15 protein-coding genes are annotated in these 14,618 nt (G+C 66.9%); 7 read left to right on the top strand and 8 right to left on the bottom strand.

The window, feature by feature from the left end; genetic code table 11:
* Positions 1-118: 118 nt before the first annotated feature.
* Entirely contained in the window at positions 119-520 is a 402-nt protein-coding gene (locus SSO01S_RS15940; RefSeq protein WP_066801005.1) for an endonuclease domain-containing protein, read from the bottom strand.
* 137 nt (positions 521-657) lie between these two features.
* On the opposite strand from SSO01S_RS15940, the gene SSO01S_RS15935 reads away from it, so the two are divergent.
* From SSO01S_RS15935 to SSO01S_RS15925, 3 genes are all read left to right on the top strand, one after another.
* The gene (locus tag SSO01S_RS15935) at positions 658-1,638 is read left to right on the top strand and encodes a hypothetical protein (RefSeq protein WP_066800994.1); all 981 of its coding nucleotides are present in this window, start codon (positions 658-660) and stop codon (positions 1,636-1,638) included.
* Between the two features lie 187 nt (positions 1,639-1,825).
* Positions 1,826-2,866, top strand: a complete 1,041-nt coding sequence (locus tag SSO01S_RS15930; RefSeq protein ID WP_157073821.1) for a hypothetical protein — start codon at positions 1,826-1,828, stop codon at positions 2,864-2,866.
* 54 nt (positions 2,867-2,920) lie between these two features.
* A complete protein-coding gene (locus tag SSO01S_RS15925) occupies positions 2,921-3,448 on the top strand; it encodes a superoxide dismutase family protein (RefSeq protein WP_066800990.1) in 528 nt (175 codons plus the stop codon).
* Positions 3,449-3,476: 28 nt separating this feature from the next.
* Here the strand turns inward: SSO01S_RS15925 and SSO01S_RS15920 are convergent, their stop codons facing one another.
* From SSO01S_RS15920 to SSO01S_RS15905, 4 genes are all read right to left on the bottom strand, one after another.
* Positions 3,477-5,060, bottom strand: a complete 1,584-nt coding sequence (locus SSO01S_RS15920) for a spinster family MFS transporter (RefSeq protein WP_066800969.1) — start codon at positions 5,058-5,060, stop codon at positions 3,477-3,479.
* Between the two features lie 76 nt (positions 5,061-5,136).
* Complete coding sequence (locus SSO01S_RS15915) at positions 5,137-6,201, bottom strand: lipid A deacylase LpxR family protein (protein ID WP_066800966.1); 1,065 nt, start codon at positions 6,199-6,201, stop codon at positions 5,137-5,139.
* Between the two features lie 287 nt (positions 6,202-6,488).
* On the bottom strand, positions 6,489-7,037 hold the full coding sequence (locus SSO01S_RS15910; protein WP_157073820.1) for a hypothetical protein: 549 nt from the start codon (positions 7,035-7,037) through the stop codon (positions 6,489-6,491).
* A gap of 139 nt (positions 7,038-7,176) precedes the next feature.
* The gene (locus SSO01S_RS15905; protein WP_157073819.1) at positions 7,177-7,455 is read right to left on the bottom strand and encodes a hypothetical protein; all 279 of its coding nucleotides are present in this window, start codon (positions 7,453-7,455) and stop codon (positions 7,177-7,179) included.
* Positions 7,456-7,622: 167 nt separating this feature from the next.
* Between SSO01S_RS15905 and SSO01S_RS15900 the strand changes: the two genes are divergently transcribed.
* Positions 7,623-8,948, top strand: a complete 1,326-nt coding sequence (locus SSO01S_RS15900) for a M24 family metallopeptidase (protein WP_066800958.1) — start codon at positions 7,623-7,625, stop codon at positions 8,946-8,948.
* A gap of 11 nt (positions 8,949-8,959) precedes the next feature.
* Here SSO01S_RS15900 and thpR read toward each other — a convergent pair whose 3' ends face one another.
* Positions 8,960-9,496: an RNA 2',3'-cyclic phosphodiesterase gene (gene thpR / locus SSO01S_RS15895; protein WP_066800956.1), complete on the bottom strand. Its 537-nt coding sequence runs from the start codon at positions 9,494-9,496 to the stop codon at positions 8,960-8,962.
* Between the two features lie 99 nt (positions 9,497-9,595).
* Here thpR and SSO01S_RS15890 point away from each other — a divergent pair, with 99 nt between their 5' ends.
* The 3 genes from SSO01S_RS15890 (at position 9,596) to SSO01S_RS15880 (ending at position 11,788) form a co-directional block, all read left to right on the top strand.
* Entirely contained in the window at positions 9,596-10,333 is a 738-nt protein-coding gene (locus SSO01S_RS15890) for a Bax inhibitor-1/YccA family protein (protein ID WP_066800953.1), read from the top strand.
* Positions 10,334-10,474: 141 nt separating this feature from the next.
* Positions 10,475-10,834, top strand: a complete 360-nt coding sequence (locus SSO01S_RS15885; protein ID WP_066800951.1) for a hypothetical protein — start codon at positions 10,475-10,477, stop codon at positions 10,832-10,834.
* A gap of 3 nt (positions 10,835-10,837) precedes the next feature.
* Complete coding sequence (locus SSO01S_RS15880; protein WP_066800949.1) at positions 10,838-11,788, top strand: cation diffusion facilitator family transporter; 951 nt, start codon at positions 10,838-10,840, stop codon at positions 11,786-11,788.
* Positions 11,789-11,791: 3 nt separating this feature from the next.
* On the opposite strand, the gene SSO01S_RS15875 is transcribed toward SSO01S_RS15880, so the two are convergent.
* Positions 11,792-13,174, bottom strand: a complete 1,383-nt coding sequence (locus SSO01S_RS15875) for an RNB domain-containing ribonuclease (protein ID WP_066800947.1) — start codon at positions 13,172-13,174, stop codon at positions 11,792-11,794.
* 60 nt (positions 13,175-13,234) lie between these two features.
* The gene (locus SSO01S_RS15870) at positions 13,235-14,545 is read right to left on the bottom strand and encodes an amidohydrolase (RefSeq protein WP_066800944.1); all 1,311 of its coding nucleotides are present in this window, start codon (positions 14,543-14,545) and stop codon (positions 13,235-13,237) included.
* Positions 14,546-14,618 lie beyond the last annotated feature (73 nt).

The raw sequence follows: 14,618 nt of genomic DNA, 5'->3' as shown, positions 1-14,618 counted from the left end.
GGGGGTGGGGCTGCGGTTTGGCTTTGAACGTCATCGGGTGCGCTTGTGGCGAATACCCCTCCACCACGCCCTTTGGGCGCGGTTCCCCTCCCCCTCCGGGGGAGGATTTTTTGGGGGCTCAGTCCTCCCCCGGAGGGGGAGGGGGACCGCCGGAGGCGGTGGAGGGGTAGGGGCCGCGGGCGGCTTCGATGATGTGGCGGATCACCGCGTCCATATCTTCCAGAACTTCGCGGGCGGGGATGCGGCAGATACCGACGCCCTGTGCGCGCAGCCAAGCGTCGCGGGTGGCGTCGCGTTCGGGCTGATTGCCGCGCGCGTGGATTTCGCCGTCCACCTCGATCGCAAGGCGGGCTTTGGCGCAGTAGAAATCGAGCACGAAGCGGCCGGCGGGATGCTGGCGGCGGAACTTGTGCCCGGCGGGGCGGCGGCGGAGTTCGCGCCAGAGCAGGGCTTCGGGCAGGCTCATCGTGCGGCGGAGGTGCTGGGCGAGGATCTGGGTTCGCTTCGGGCCGTGCAGCATTTGGTCTGTGCCCCTCCAGCTTTGGGAGGATCAGGGTACGGCGCTTGGCGGCGTTTGCAACGATAAGTTCGTTGTTTGTTCTTCCAATGTAGGAAATCGCGCGATAGCTGGTTGGCTCCTTTGGCGGGGGAGCAATCATGGGGGATCGAGCGATCCGGCGCGCGCGGAAGCCGTTTTCGCGGTGGAGTGCGGATACCGAGCAGGCTTTCCTGCTCGCGTTGCGGCTGAGCGGGCAGGCCAGCAAGGCGGCGAAGGAGATCGGGCGGGGGCTGTCGGCGGCCTATGCGCGGCGGCAGCGCGATCCGGATTTCGCGCGAGCGTGGGACGAGGCGGTCGCGGCGGGGCAGGCGGAATGGGCTATGCTCTCCGCCGAGGCGCGCGGTCCGCTGGACGACGGGGCCGGGGGCGGGCGGCTGGCGCGCGGGAACGACCGGATCGACGGATGGGACAAGGCTCGGCGCGGCACCTTCCTGCGCGTGCTGGCGCGGACCAAGGATGTGCGCGAGGCGTGTCGCGCGGCGGGTATGTCTTCGACGGCGGCGTACAGGCTGCGCGGGCGATCGCCGCCTTTCGCCCGGGCATGGGAGAAAATGCTGGCGGCGGAGACGCCCTCGGTGCTCGACGCGGCGCTGGAGCGCGCCGTGGAGGGCTGGATCGAGCCGATCGTGGCGGGCGGCAAGGTGATCGGCGAGCGGCGGCGCTATTCGGATTCGCTGCTGCGCGCGCTGCTGCTGCGCGAGACGGCGGCGGAGAAGCGCGCGGCGCGGGCGGAGGCAGCGGGCGCTGCGGTGCCCCGGACCAAGAAGGGGCGCGAGGCGCGGGCGCGCGAGGCGGCGAAGGCGGCGGGGGGCTATTTCGGCGAGGGCTATGCCCCGCGCGAGGAGACCGATGCGGCGCTGATCGCGAAGCTCGACGCGATGGAACGGCGGCGCGACCGCGAGACGGCGGAGGCGCAGGCGCGCGCCTGGGCGGATTGGCGGGCGCGCTGGGGCGATCTGGGCGCGGGGCGCTGGCGCTGGGGCGCGGACGGGGCGGATGACGCGGATGAAGGGGAGGATGGGGAGGACGGGGATGCGCCGGAGGCTGGCGGGGACGTTGGGGTACGGCTGCTGACCTAGCGCGATACCCGGACTTGTTGAATCGTCGTCCCTGCAAAGGCGGGGACCCCGGGTTACCATGCGGCACCTTGCCTGGCCCTGGGTCCCCGCTTTCGCGGGGATGACGGTTGTTTGATTCGGATGGATCAGGCTCTACCGTGGGTCAGACGGCTCCGGTCTGGTGCCGCGACCTGGCCGGGAGGGCGCGATGCTGCGGTGGCTGTTGCTATTGGCGATGGGGGTGCCCAGCATGGCGCTGGCGCAGGATGCGCCGTTGGCGCACGGGGCGCAGGGGACGACGGCGGCGCAGCGGGCGTGCCGGCAGGTGGCGGACCTGCCCTTCATCACGATCGCGCCCGAGAGTGCGGCTCGGCTGGCGGAGATCGGCGTGGGGCGCGAGCAGGTGTTTGCGCTGATGCGCGAGACGTCGATCCCCGAGACGGGGGGCTGCTGGGCCGAGCCCGCGGGGAATTTCGACGGGCAGCTCATCTCGGTGGGGATGAGCCAGTGGAATTACGGGACCGGGAGCCTGCAGCCGGTGCTGAAGGCGTGGAAGAAAAGGCTGCGGGGCAAATTCGGGCGGACGCGCAAGGGGCTGGCGCCGGTCTATGGCAAATTGCTGTTCTCGCGCGATTGCATGGCGCATCCGGTGCGCGAGAAGTGCCGCAGGGGCGTGCTGGCGGCGCATGGGAGCGACGGACGGCTGAACGCGGTGCTGTTTGGCGAGCTGAGCGCGATCTTCGAGAGCGATGCGATGATCCAGGTGCAGGCGGAAGCCTATGTGGCGCTGCTGGAGGAATTGCGGCGCGATCTGCTGCGGGTGTTTGCGGGGCAGGAGATCACGTGGCGCAAGGTGCGCTGGGCGATGGATACCAAGATCCAGCAGGGCTTCTTTCCAGCGGATGGCGATCTGGCGCGGCTGCGCGGCAAGCTGGCGAAGATGCCCGAGGGCGAGCGGTGGGACCGGCTGCGCGCGATCTTCGACTGGTATCGCGCTTCCGCCCGGACGATCGACCAGGACGGGGTGCAGCGCGACCATGACTGGAATTATGCCGCGTGGAACTGCATGCTGGATAGCGGGCGGATCGATCCGGAAGCCTATGAAATGCTCCACCTGACATATATCCGAAGCAGGACCGCGATAGGGAATAGCGGGCGCTGGCAGGCGCTGACCTTCGAACGGCGCGCCAAGATCATCCTGGGGGTGGGCAGCGTGAGCGGGAAGGTGGACGGCAGTTGCGGCGGTTAGCCGGAACCCGCCGGGCCGGACATTGTTGAGTTTGTAGCTATTCGGGAGTGACACATGCGTGGGTTTGCGATTGCGGCGATGGGCGCGCTGGTGCTGGCGGGGTGCACGACGCCCGAGAAGAATGCGCGCTACATGGCCGGGCACTTCAAGGCGCAGGCCGACCTGCTCACGGCCGACGGAACGCTGGTGGGCACCGGCGTGGCCGAAGAAGTGGATGGCGATATCCGCGTGATCGTGGACGTGAAGGGCATCTCGAAGGGGCTGCACGGCACGCATATCCACGCGGTGGGCAAGTGCGAGGCGCCCGACTTTGCGAGCGCCGCGGGGCACTGGAACCCGACCGCGCACCAGCATGGCAAGGAAAACCCCGCCGGGCCGCACATGGGCGACCTGCCCAATCTGAACGTCGGCGAGGACGGCCGCGGCCAGATCACGCTGACGCTGAAGGGCGCGACCTTTGCCGGGCTGATGGACGAGGACGGCGCGGCCCTGGTCGTTCATGCAGGACCCGACGATTACAAGACCGACCCCGCCGGCAATAGCGGCGGACGGATCGCCTGCGGGGTGTTCAAGGCGATGTGAGGTTGATCCTCCCCGTGTGCGGGGCGGATCAGATCGCCTCGCCTGCTGCCCTGGCCCGTGCTTCGCGCGAGGCTTCGGCGGCGGGGACGAGGCGGTAGGCGGCGAGGGCGCAGACGAGGGCGAGCGGGGCGGTGAGCAAAAGCGAGAGCAGACCGGTGCTGATGCTGCCCGACAGATCGGCGATGCGGCCCGCGAGATAGGGGCCGAGCGCCAGGCCGATCAACGTGGTGCCGATGAAGAAGGCTGCCGTGGCGGTGCCGCGCATGCGGGGCAGGACGAGATCCTGCGTGGCCGCCGCCGCCGAACCCAGCGCGCAGCTTGCCAGGACCTGCGCGACCGGCAGCATCGCGTAGTAGATCATTTTGTCGTCAGTGGTGAAGGCGAGGATCATCGGGGGTACGGGCGCGAGGCTGCCGAACAGGACGACCATGATGCGCCCGGCGGGATGCTTCTGGCGCAGGCGATCGGCGGCGATGCCGCCCAGCGTCACCCCGAGGAAGCCGCCGAGGATCGCAGGACCGCCGATCCAAAGGCCCGCTTCGGCGGCGCTCACACCGAAGGTGACGGCGGCGTAGCTGGGGGCGAAGCCCGCGACGGCATAGGCCAGGAAGGCATTGAGGCCGTAGGCAACGACCACGCAGAGAAAGGCGGGGGTGCCGACGATCAGCTTGAAGGTGGGTGCATCGCGGCGGCGAAGCGACGAGGCCCAGGAGAAGACGGCATATGCGCCGATCCCGACCGCGAGCCATTGATAGAGCGAGCCGGGGCCATCGAGGCGGATCAGCGCCCAGATGAGCCCGGCGGTGACGACCAGCGCGACGAGATTGGACGCCAGCACCCGGTGCTTCACCGCGCCGATCAGCGTGAGCGGCGGGATGATCGTGACCAGTTCTTCGAGGAAGCTCTTGAACGGGGCGGGATGCTTCGGCGTCACGAGGCCCTCGGATTGGCCGCGCAGCGGCTCGCGCAGCGTGAAGACCCAGAGCGCGAGGAGCAGGCCCGGCAGGCCCACCGCCATGAACGCCGCCTGCCAGCCGACCAGACCCCATGGGCCGCCCTGCGGATAGGCAAGGTTCCAATTGTCCGCGATCGAGCCGCCGATGAAGAGCGAGAAACCGCCGCCGAAATAGATGCCCGCGGAGTAGATGGCGAGCGCGGTGGCGCGCTGGCGCTTGGGAAACCAGTCCGAGATCAGCGAATAGGCCGAGGGGCTGGCGGTCGCTTCGCCCACGCCCACGCCGATACGCGCGCCCGCCAGATGGAGGCCGTTCTTTGCGAGGCCCGAAAGCGCGGTCATGGTGGACCAGAGCGCAAGCCCGATCGTCATCAGCCGGATGCGATGCCAATTATCGGCGAGGCGGCCGAGCGGGATGCCGAAAAGCGCGTAGAAGACGCCAAAGGCGGTGCCGTAGAGGAAGCCGATATCGGCCTGGCTGAGCCCCAGATCCTTGCGGATATGCGGCGCGAGGATGGTCAGGATCTGGCGATCGATGAAATTGAGCGCATAGACGAGGAAGAGGACGAAGAGGACGTACCAGGCATAGGGACCGGCCCTGGCCTGTTCGGGCACCGCCGCAGCCGCCACCTCAGGCGCAATGGGTGTGGACGCCATGCTTCACTTTCCCCGCTCTATTTCCGGCGAGCGTAGCGGCCATACCCGATTTACGAAAGAGGTTTGACGTGGCGGGTCAGTTTCCGTGCCACGCCAGCGTGATCCCGCCAAACTCCTGGGCCGGGGCGGAGACGCCGCGCCACGAGCGGAACTCGCTGCCGCGCCGGACGAACGACAGGGTCAGCCAGAAGCGGCCTACCAGGTTTACCTCGGTCCCGGAGGCGATCTCCGGGACAAGGGGCTTTCGATCGATGCGGATGTCATTGTCGATGAAGGTGTTGCCATCGAGGAAGATGTTCCGCGCGACGGCCCTTCCGCCCAGACGGAAGAACAGGTTGCCGCTCGCGAGCCAGCGCGTGCCCGAAAGCGCATTGGCCGGCCCGGCACCGGTGGACGCCATGGGGGCGGCAAAGGGGATGGTCTGCGCGCCGAACCCGGAGAGGTTCCAGCCGATGCGCCCCGTGACCTCCGCCTCCGCCGAGGTGAGGGCATTGCCCAGGTTCAGCCGGCCCCGGGCGATGACATCGGCATTGCCGCCTTCCTCTTGCGGCCAGCGCAACGCCGTGCCGTAGCGCAATTGCACCACGGGTTCGTTCCGGAGCTGGTGGTCCCAGCCGCGCGGCAGCTCCACCCTGATGAGCCTGTGCCACTCGGTCTGCGCTTCCCTGGCGAGCGAGGCGGGGCCGACAATGCCGACGGTAAGCTCGATCCGGTCCTGCCGCTGCGCCCTCAGCTTTGGCGCGGCATAGCTGACGCGCGCGATGCGGGAGCCATAGAGCATGCCCGCCCAAGGATGGTCATAAGGCTGGGCGCGCGCGATCGTGATCGTGGAAGGGGTGTAGATATTCTGACCGATGGCCCAGCCGGTCTGGACCCGCCCGTCCGCAGCTTCCTTCCCGCAGATCAGGCTGCACCAGTCCGAATGGCTGATGGCGGGCAGGAAATGATCGCCGCTCTTTTCCGCGGACCGCAGCCATTCGATGCGGAGACCCTGCGTGTAATAGCGGTCGGTACGCTGGGTGAAGGGATTGAAGAAGTCATCCTCTTCCTCGATCCGGACTTCGCCCGAATCCTGGGCCCGGCCTTCCGAAGCATGAAGAAGGCCGAAGATCAGCGCCAAGGCGAATACCGATTTCCGCATGACCACCCCCCGCGCGCCAAAGCTATGCCGCACAGGCTATGGCCAATGACCGCAAACAACAATTCACATTATTGCAGATATTCTTGCGAGAATGGGCGGATATGGATGCTTCTTCTTGGCCGACGCCTGTTCAGGGGGGGGCTTATCCCCTTGGAGCAATGCGCGCCCTTTTCGTCATCCCCGCGAAAGCGGGGACCCAGGGTTGCACGCGGTGTCCTGTGTGGCTCTGGGTCCCCGCTTTCGCGGGGATGACGCTGATTCCTTGGCGCAAAGGGATAAACGCCGGTTCAGGGTGCCCAGCGCACCGAATTGAAGAAGCGATCGCGCGGCCAGGCGGTATCGCCTTCGAAGTGGCGGACCGAATAGGACAGCCATTTGTTGCCGAGATACATGTTGCGCGAGACTTCGATCTGGTCTCCCGAGCCGAAAAAGCCGCCATAGCGATAGGTGAGCTCGATGCCGCGCATGCCCGGCAGCGGCATTTCCGACGCCTTCAGGGTGCGCTGGCTGACGAAGGTCTTGCTTACCGCCGCGTCGCCTCCGCCCTTTGCCTGCGCGATATGCTCGGCGATTTTTGCGTCGATATCATAGGGTTTGTCGGCGATCACCGCCTGGAGGAAATAATAAGAGCGAAAATCCTGGTTCGAGTTCCGCCCGGTGAAATCGAGCTGGATCACGCGGCCCTGCGCGATGCTCGTCCATTTATCGAAGCGATCCGGCGCGCCGGGAAACTCCGCGCTGAGCCCGGTGGGCTGGGTGTAACGCTGCCAGTTGAGCTGCTGGGCAGCGGGCGCGGACCAGACCAATGCCGGTAGTGCAAAGTAGAGCGGTGACATGAATTCCCTCCCTATCGAGACGGCAACTGATGTGCCCGCCCCGGCGTGAATATCGACAGAATGCGAGATCAGCCTTCCGTAGCGCTATCGCAACTCCATTTCGCGGCGGCGAGCTCGGAATTGATATAGCGCACGCGGCTTACATCGAAATGATATCGATCGGTGATCGTACCGGCTGGATCGCGAAGTTCCCCGAACGCACCCTGCGATAGTTGACGTTGAGTGTGCTGTAGCACGGTCCAGCCGCAACAAGGGTATAGGTGATGGAATCGGAGAAATAGCCAATCGCCGTTTGATGACCAAAAGTGGCGGATGCGAACGCGGCGGCAAGCTGGCGCTGGGCGGCTGCCGCCTCCTGGCTGTTAGACTGTGGCGTGGCAGACAAAGAGAGCGGGGCAAACATCGCCAGACCGGCCAATACGCACCGCAGCACCCGCACTCTCCCCTTCTGAAGAAAGCAGGCTAAACGCATTCATTCACACGGATCAAGACGATATCGAAACGATCGGGCGGGGGCGTGACCGACCGGTCGGGGATTGCCGCTCCGGCAGCGCTGTGGAAGACAGAGGGCAAAGGAGACGGGGCATGCAGAGACGGACACTTCTGGGCGCGGCGCTGGCGACGGCGGCAAGCGCGGGGACGGCATTCGCGCAGGATGCCGCGCGTTTTGCCCATGGCACCCCGCTGGGCACGGTGCCGTTTTCCCCCGACGTGTTTCGCGAGCGGCGGCAGCGGGTGATGGCCGCGATGAAGACGGGCATCGCCGTGCTCCATGGTGCCGACAATATCGAGCACGGCCAAAGCGAGGAGGAAGCTTCGCAGCAGGTGGCGAACTTCGCCTGGCTGACGGGGATCGTCGACGAGCCGGGCGCGGTGCTGGTGCTGGCGCCCGCCGAGCGCACGGTGAAGGAATGGCTGCTTCTGCCGTCGCGCAACCCCGAGACCGAGCGCTGGGACATCGAACGGCTGGCGCTGGGCGAGGAGATGGAGCGGCGCACGGGCTTTCAGAAGGTGCTGCGCACGCCATCGCTGGGCGGGCTGGTGACGGGGCTGGCGCAGCGCAACAAGGAATTGCGCTTCCTGGGCCCGATCGTGGGGCCGAACGCGCCGGTGCCGCCGGTGCTGGAACTGTATGGCAAGGTGGCACAGCGCGTGCCGGGCGCGCGCACGGTGGACGATACCGCGCTGCTGCCCTCTCTGCGCATCGTGAAGGAGCCGCGCGAGCTGGCGATCATGCGCAAGGCGGTGGAGGCGACGCGCGCCGGGCATCTGGCGGCGATGCGCGCGGTGCGGCCCGGCATGACCGAAGGCGAATTGAAGGCGATCATGGAAGCCGCGTTCCGCGCGGCGGGCGGCAAGGGGCTGTCCTATCACTCGATCGTGGCATCGGGGCGCAACGCCGCCTCGCTCCATTATCGCGGGGGCAATGGCGTGATCGGCAAGGACGATTTGATCCTGATCGACGCGGCGGCTTCGGTGGGTGGCTATGCCTGCGACGTGACGCGGACCTTCCCGGCAAGCGGGCGCTTCACCCCGGCGCAGCGCAAGACCTATGATATTGTGCTGGCGGCGCAGGAAGCGGCCGTCGCGGTGCTGAAGGCGGGCGTGATCTTCGAGGATGTCGATGCGGCTGCGCGCGAAGTGATCCGCAAGGCCGGGCATGCCGACGATTTCTATCACGGCGTGGGCCATCTGGTGGGCACCGAGGTGCATGATGCGGGCGACATGTCGAAGCCGTTGCCCGCAGGCGCGGTGCTCACGATCGAGCCGGGCATCTATGTGCAGGCGCAGAATTACGGGGTCAGGATCGAGGACCAGTATCTGATCACGCCAACCGGCGCGGAGCGGATGTCGGTGGGGATTCCGCGGACTGCGGCGGAGGTCGAGGCGCTTATGGCCGAGGGACGGTAAGCGAGTGTCGGTCAGGCAGTGAGCGCGTAGCGCTCGATCGCTTCGTAGCTGGCGCATTCGCGGCCGAGATGGCTTTCGTAGAGCGTGAAATGCGTGAGCGTGAAGGGCGGGCTGGCGAGGGCGGCATGCGTGGCGAGGAACTTGTCCGCCGCGCCGGGCTGGGCGTTCATCCGGGCGAGGGTGATGTGGGGGAGATAGGCGCGGCCCTCGGGCGGCTGGCCCGCGCGGACCAGCGCCTGATCCACCTTCTTGTGCAGCCCCGCCAGCGCATCGTGCGGCGCGACGCCGGCCCAGACGGCATTGGGGCGGCCGCGGCTGTCGAACTGGCCCACGCCCGAAAGCGCGATCGCGATCTGCGGATAATATACGGCGGCGAGCGCCAGCGCGGCGTCCTCGGCGGCGTGGCGATCGACTTCGCCGATGAAGCGCAAGGTGAGGTGGAGCTGATCGTCGCGCTGCCAACGCGCGCCGGGAATCCCGCCGGATAGCGCGAGGAGCTGGGCGCGGACCGGCGCGGGAAGGGCGAAGGCGACGAACAGGCGGTGCATGAGTCTCCCCCTGGGGCTACCTTGGTTTTACTTGAAAATGCCCGATTTGAGAGCGATATTGCGGTGAACCGGCACGCTTGCCGGGCAAAGGAGTTTGGAATGGCAAATTGGTCTGATCCCCGGACGAGCGCGGCGCCCTATGCAGGCGTGCAGGCCGACGCCCGCGACGCGGGCCTGCGGTCGTACATGCTCTCGGTCTATAATTACATGGCCTCGGGCGTGCTGCTCACCGGCATCGTCTCGCTGCTCTTCGCCAAGAGCGGCTGGGTCTATTCGATGTTCAGCGAAACCGGCCAGATGAACGCACTGGGCTGGGTCGCGATGCTGGCACCGCTGGGCATCGTGATGGTGATGAGCTTTGGCCAGGGTCGGCTTTCGACCGTCGCGCTGCAGGGGCTGTTCTGGGCCTATTCGCTGCTGATGGGCGTGTCGCTGTCGTTCATCTTCCTCGTCTATACCGACACGTCGATCGCACAGGTCTTCTTCGCCACGGCGGCTGGCTTTGCCGGCCTGAGCCTGTGGGGCTACACCACCAAGCGCGATCTCTCGGGCTTCGGCACCTTCCTGATCATGGGCCTGGTCGGCATCATCGTCGCCAGCCTGATCAACCTCTTCCTCCGCTCGGACGGCCTGTCGTTCGTCATCAGCGTGGCGGGCGTGCTGATCTTCGCGGGGCTGACCGCCTATGACACGCAGAAGATCAAGAGCATGTATGATTATGTGCGCGGCACCGACATGGTGGGCAAGACGGTGATCATGGGTGCGCTGACGCTCTATCTCGACTTCATCAACATGTTCCTGTTCCTGCTGCGCCTGTTCGGCAGCTCGCGGAACTAGTTCCGGCGAAAGCCTGAAGGAAAACAACGGCCTGGCGATGAAAATCGCCGGGCCGTTTTTCTTTTGCGCCAATGATCCGAGCGGCGCGGAACGCGAATCGGGGGAGGGTCGTTTCAGCAGGGCAACGCTCAGGAGAGTGACATGACTGCCAACCCGATTGACCCGGCCATCGACGAGGCGATGGACAGAATGTCGGTTGCCCCGGGACCCGACGGCAAGCCCGGCGTGGTACATTCCGCCGATGCCGGCACCGATGAATCGATCGCCAAGAGGCTGGAGCGCAATCCCGAAAGCAAGGAAGCGCGGCTCGATCGCGGCCTCGACGAGAGCATGGATGCGTCCGATCCGCCCGCCTCGACCCAGCCAGTGCACAGCCATCATGGCGCGGCCCTGCCCGAAAGCAGCGGCTTCGACCCGAAGAAGGAAGAGCGGCTCGCCGCCGGCAAGCCCGAAGAGCCGGGCCTGGTCGAGCGCGTGCTGAACAAGATCGGGTTGGGCTAAGACTTGCAGGCCGCTCCAGCAGGCGGCTGGCGCGCCAATTTGGTCATCTACGCGGCGCTTGCCGCCAACCTCGGGATCGCCGTCGCGAAATTCATCGCGGCGGCGATTACCGGCTCGTCCTCGATGCTGACCGAGGGCGTGCACAGCCTGGTGGACAGCGGCAATCAGGGACTGCTGCTTTACGGCCAGCGCCGCGCGCGTAGGCTGCCCGACGCGCTCCACCCCTTTGGCTATGGCCGCGAACTCTATTTCTGGGCGTTCGTCGTCGCGATCCTGATCTTCGGGCTGGGCGCCGGCGTATCGGTGTACGAAGGCTGGAAGCATATCGCCGATCCTGAACCGCTCCACGATCCGACGATCAACTATATCGTGCTGGCCGTGGCGATCGGGATGGAAGGGACGAGCTGGTGGATCGCGCTTCGGGAGTTCGGCCGGGGCAAGGGCCGGGCCGGCTGGTGGGAAGCGATCCGCGATTCGAAGGATCCGACCGGGTTCATCGTATTGTTCGAGGATTCAGCGGCGCTGGCCGGGCTGTTCGTCGCGGGCGCGGGCATCTGGGCAAGCCATTATTGGGGCGATCCGCGGATCGATGGCGCGGCCTCGATCGTGATCGGCGCGATCCTGGCGGCGGTGGCGCTGTTGCTGGCGCGCGAGGCCAAGGGGCTGCTGATCGGCGAGCGCGCCGATCCCGCAATGGTGGCGGAGATCCGCGCGGTGCTGGAGGCCGAGGAGATGATCACGACGGTCAACCATGTGCGCACGGTGCATTCCGCGCCCGAGCGCGTGTTCGTCGCGATCAGCGCGGATTTCGTGGACAGGCTGCGGATGGGCGAGGCGGAAACGCTGATCGAGGGAATCGAGGCGAAGCTGAAGGCGCGAATGCCGCTGATCAGCTCGATCTATATCCGACCGGAGAAAAGCGAGGACGCCGTGGACGCGATGCCGATCGGCTGAGGTTCAGGCGGGTGCGAAGGCGATCGTGCCTCGGGCGGTGTCGGCGGTGGTGAGGGTGAGCTGAAGCTTGTCGCCGGGCGACGGGCCCCTGGTCTTGAGATTGGCGACGATGGGCAGTTCGCGAAGCTGCACGCGGATGCCGCCTTCGGTGGCGTCGGTGACGATAGCGGGGAAGGCTTCGCCCTCACGGCCATGGAGCATCACCGCCTCGGCCAGATCGATGACCGAGCGATCGATGCGGCCTGCGAGCTGATCGGCGCGCGCCATGACGGGCGGGAGCTTCGCAAAGGCTTCGGCGACGACAGGCGGGACGGGCTGGCCATTGGCGATGGCCAGCGCGGCGCGCACGACATAGCGATCGGCGAGTCGGCGCAGCGGCGCGGTGGCGTGCGCATAGGTGGCGGCCATCGCGGCGTGCCAGGGCGTCTCGTCGGGCGTGAAAGGTGCGTAGGACGCGCCCTGACCCGCGCGGCGGATCGCGAGCATAAAGGCGGCTTCGACGGGGTTATTGGCGCTCAGGCTGCGCTCAAACTCCTTGAGCGGCATGGAATGCGGCCAATCGAGGCGGAAGGCGCGCGCGGTGTGGCGCAGACGCTGCACCGCCCCCGGCGACGGCGCGGGCATGACGCGGAACAGGCCGGTCTGGTGCGCGAGCAGGGCATCGGCGACGGCAAGGTTGCACGCGAGCGAGAGCGCGGCGTTATCGTCCTCCGAAGCCAGCCGGGGACGAAAGGCGAGCGCATAGCCATCATCCGGGACGTGCACGACCTGCTGCTCGGGCGGATCGACGCGAACCGCGCCGCGCCGCGCTTCGGCCGCCTGGATGCGCCTGGCGAGATCGGCGAAGGGCTCGGGCAGGTCAGCGGGCTGGACGCGGTCATAAGCGAGCTTGGCGCGGCTCTGGATCAGCGCGCGCTCGGCGGCTTCGAGACGGACCGCGCCATCGGGGGCGACACGGACGGTGAAGATCACCGCGGGACGCGGCCCGGCGGGGAGCAGGCTGGCGGCACCTTCGCTCAGCGATCGGGGATAGAGCCCGGCCTTGCCATCGGGGAGATAGAGCGTCGTGCCGCGCGCCCATGCCTCCTGATCGAGCAGGCCGCCATCCTCGACGAACCAGGCCACGTCGGCGATCGCATAATATAGCAGGATGTCCCCACCGGCGCGCTCGATATGAAAGGCCTGATCGAGATCGGTGGAGGTGGCCGGATCGAGCGTCACGAACGGCAGCGCGGTGCGATCGGCGTGTTCAACCGGAGTGCGGGCTGCAGCCTGCTCCGCCGCGGCGAGGACGGCGGGCGGGAAATCTGCGGGAACCTGGTATTTGAGGCGGATCGCAGCGAGGCCCCGGGTGAGGGCGTGATCGGGATCGAACAGGGTTTTCATGCGTGTTCCGGTAACGATCCTGTCGCCGCAGCGTTGCGCGGCGACAGCGATCCGATTTGCTTATTTCTTCAGGATATCCAGTGCCGCCGCCGTCATGGCCTCGGTAGCGGTAGCGATGACCTTTTCGGCGTCGGGTGCCCAATAGGCGCTGTGAAGCGAGGGGAGCACGTCGCCATTCTTCTGCGCCGCATCCCATTTCGCCTGAGGAACGCCGCCCACCCAGAAGATCAGGCTCTGGATCGAAGGATCGGCCAGATAATAGCGCCCGAAATCCTCGCCGCCCATCACGGCCGGGGTGGCGACGACCGCATCCTTGCCGAAGCGGCTCGACCAGAGCGACTGCATCCGGGCGGCGAGCGGGGGCGTGTTGAAGGTCGAGGGGGTGAATTCGTCCTTGACCGTCATCACCGGCATCCGGTCTTCGGGCACGCCGGCGGCGATGGCTTCGCCACGGGCGATGCGGGCGATGCCATCGAGCAGGAATTTGCGCATTTCGGGCGAGAAGCTGCGCACGGTGAGCAGCATGGTGACTTCGCTGCCGATAATATTGTGCTTCGATCCACCCTGGATGCTGCCCACGGTGACGACGGCGGAGGCGGTGGGATCGATCTCGCGGCTGACAAGCGTTTGCAGCGTGGTGACGATGCGCGCGGCAAGGACGATCGGATCCTTGGTGGTGTGCGGATAGGCGCCGTGGCCGCCGACGCCCTTTACTTGCAAGTCGACGCTGTCGACATTGGCGAGCGCATAGCCCGATGTGATGCCGATCTGCCCGGCGGGCTGGAGCGCGCTGTCATGGAAAGCGAGCGCATATTGCGGCTTGGGAAAGCGCGTGAACAGCCCGTCCCGGAGCATCGCAGCCGCGCCCATGCCGCGCTCCTCGGCGGGCTGGGCGATCATCATGACCGTGCCCTTCCACTGCGACTTCGTCGCCGCGAGATTCTGGAGGGTGCCGATCCAGGAGGCCATGTGCGTGTCATGGCCGCAGGCGTGCATCACGCCGGTCTCCAGCCCCTCATCGGTGGTGGCGCGAACCTTTGAAGCGAAGGGCAGGCCGGTCTGCTCGATCACCGGAAGCCCGTCCATATCCGCGCGGATCAGCAGGACCGGGCCGGGCCCGTTGCGCAGGATAGCGACCACGCCGGTGCCGCCGACCTTTTCGGTGACATCATAGCCCGCCTGGCGCGCGACCTCGGCAAGCGTGGCGGCGGTCTTGACCTCATGGAGGCTGAGCTCGGGATTGGCATGGAAGTGGCGGTAATGCTCCATCAGCGCGGGCAGCGCCCTCCGGGTCAGATCGCGCGCGGGGTCTGCGGCCAGCGCCGGTGTGGCGAACGAGAGCGCGGTGGCGAGAAGGATGGCGCGGCGCATATATGGGCTCCCCTGATGGTGTTGGGGGCGGGTGTAACGAAGCTTTGCGCGTGCGGCGAGGCCCCCTCCGTCA

Source organism: Sphingomonas soli NBRC 100801, assembly GCF_001591025.1.
Taxonomy (GTDB): domain Bacteria; phylum Pseudomonadota; class Alphaproteobacteria; order Sphingomonadales; family Sphingomonadaceae; genus Sphingomonas; species Sphingomonas soli.
Note: the sequence above shows the minus strand (reverse complement) of the source record. Positions and strands in the feature narration are given on the sequence as shown.

Excerpts from the sequence above, each read along its gene's own strand:
- thpR (WP_066800956.1), bottom strand. The coding sequence starts at position 9,496 with ATGCACCGCCTGTTCGTCGCCTTCGCCCTTCCCGCGCCGGTCCGCGCC.
- SSO01S_RS15890 (WP_066800953.1), top strand. The coding sequence starts at position 9,596 with ATGGCAAATTGGTCTGATCCCCGGACGAGCGCGGCGCCCTATGCAGGC.
- SSO01S_RS15940 (WP_066801005.1), bottom strand. The coding sequence starts at position 520 with ATGCTGCACGGCCCGAAGCGAACCCAGATCCTCGCCCAGCACCTCCGC.
- SSO01S_RS15915 (WP_066800966.1), bottom strand. The coding sequence starts at position 6,201 with ATGCGGAAATCGGTATTCGCCTTGGCGCTGATCTTCGGCCTTCTTCAT.
- SSO01S_RS15875 (WP_066800947.1), bottom strand. The coding sequence starts at position 13,174 with ATGAAAACCCTGTTCGATCCCGATCACGCCCTCACCCGGGGCCTCGCT.
- SSO01S_RS15935 (WP_066800994.1), top strand. The coding sequence starts at position 658 with ATGGGGGATCGAGCGATCCGGCGCGCGCGGAAGCCGTTTTCGCGGTGG.
- SSO01S_RS15885 (WP_066800951.1), top strand. The coding sequence starts at position 10,475 with ATGACTGCCAACCCGATTGACCCGGCCATCGACGAGGCGATGGACAGA.
- SSO01S_RS15930 (WP_157073821.1), top strand. The coding sequence starts at position 1,826 with ATGCTGCGGTGGCTGTTGCTATTGGCGATGGGGGTGCCCAGCATGGCG.
- SSO01S_RS15910 (WP_157073820.1), bottom strand. The coding sequence starts at position 7,037 with ATGTCACCGCTCTACTTTGCACTACCGGCATTGGTCTGGTCCGCGCCC.
- SSO01S_RS15920 (WP_066800969.1), bottom strand. The coding sequence starts at position 5,060 with ATGGCGTCCACACCCATTGCGCCTGAGGTGGCGGCTGCGGCGGTGCCC.
- SSO01S_RS15900 (WP_066800958.1), top strand. The coding sequence starts at position 7,623 with ATGCAGAGACGGACACTTCTGGGCGCGGCGCTGGCGACGGCGGCAAGC.
- SSO01S_RS15925 (WP_066800990.1), top strand. The coding sequence starts at position 2,921 with ATGCGTGGGTTTGCGATTGCGGCGATGGGCGCGCTGGTGCTGGCGGGG.
- SSO01S_RS15870 (WP_066800944.1), bottom strand. The coding sequence starts at position 14,545 with ATGCGCCGCGCCATCCTTCTCGCCACCGCGCTCTCGTTCGCCACACCG.